This is a genomic window from Actinoallomurus sp. NPDC052274, assembly GCF_040679475.1.
Taxonomy (GTDB): Bacteria; Actinomycetota; Actinomycetes; order Streptosporangiales; family Streptosporangiaceae; genus Actinoallomurus; species Actinoallomurus liliacearum.
In genome coordinates this window covers 1-1,271 of record NZ_JBFAUT010000148.1, presented here as the reverse complement: position 1 = coordinate 1,271, position 1,271 = coordinate 1, and the positions used below count along the sequence as shown (strand labels likewise).

1 protein-coding gene is annotated in these 1,271 nt (G+C 67.8%); it reads right to left on the bottom strand.

What is annotated here, in order from left to right; genetic code table 11:
• The coding region (locus tag AB0K82_RS44540; protein WP_364409817.1) for a hypothetical protein at positions 1–1,271 on the bottom strand (1,271 nt) is incomplete at both ends.

Genomic DNA, 1,271 nt, shown 5'->3' with positions numbered 1-1,271 from the left:
CAGGCGGATCCCGCCATCCGCGGTGAGCGTGGCCGTGCCGCCCACCGTCAGGATGGTGCCGACATTCTGGCGGATCGCGCCGCTATCCGAGAGCAGCGTGAGGTTGCCGCCCACCGTCATGTTGGTCAGCGCGATATCGCCACTGTTGCGGAAGCGCAGATTGCCGCTGGTGGTGCCGAGCCCGCCCAGCGCGGTGGCGTTGTTGGCCCGGAACAGGTCGAGCCCGGTGCTGGCATAGGCCGAAAGGCTGGCCGTGAGGATCGCGCCGCCGGCCTGGCTGATCGCGCCGTCGGTGGAGCTGAGCGTTACCGAACTGCCCGAGATGGTACCGAGCAGCGTAAGATCGTCGCGCACCGTGAAGCTGGCCGCATTGCCCGCGGTCAGATCGCCGAGCTGCCCGACCTGGTTCACCCGGGTCAACAGGATCTGGTTGCCCGCGCTCGCGTCCAGCCGGGCCGCGGTGATGATGCCGGCATTCTGGTTGATCGAGCCCAGGGTGGCGTTCAACGAGACGGCATTGCCGCCGCCGGCCGTGATGTCACCGCCCAGCGCGAAGCCGCTGTTGCTGGAATAGGAGATGCCGCCATTCTGGGTCGCCAGGCCATAGATCGTCCCGACGCTGTTGTTGGCGTTCATGGTGATCGCGCCGGCGGCGGTCACGTCGAGCCCGCCCGCGGTGATCGCGCCGCTGAGCTGGGATAGCGTGCCGGCCGTGCCAAGCGACAGGCGGCCGGTGCCGAGGTTGATCGTGCCGTTGACGGTGAGATTCGAACTGGAGCGGAAGGATGCATCGCCGCCCGCGGTGACGTTGCCGAGCGTGCCGATCCGGCCGCGCAGGTCGATGGTGCCGGAAGCGTTCGCCGTCAGCGTACCGACGTCGATCCCATCGGCGCCTACGCTGAGATTGCCGCCGGCGACGGTCAGCGAGGTGGCGCCGCCCGAGACATAGGCGAGATTGGTGTTTCCGCTGGAAACGGCGGTGACGTTGCCCGCCCCGCTCCAGGTGATCAGGCCGGCTCCCGTGAGCTGGTTGGTGGCGCTGGTCAGCGAGATATTGTCGGCGCGCAGCTCGAAGAAATTGCCGCCGGGATTGCCCGAATCGACATGGCCGGCGCTCTGCGTGATGTTGCCGGCATCGGCCCAGAGCTCGAAATAGGGCGAGTAGATCGTGCCGGTCAGCACGACATTGCCCTCGGTGTAGATCTGCGCGGCGGTGTTGACGTTGCCGACGCCGGCGATGTGGTTCCAGTTCCCGCCGCCGACGCCGCGCA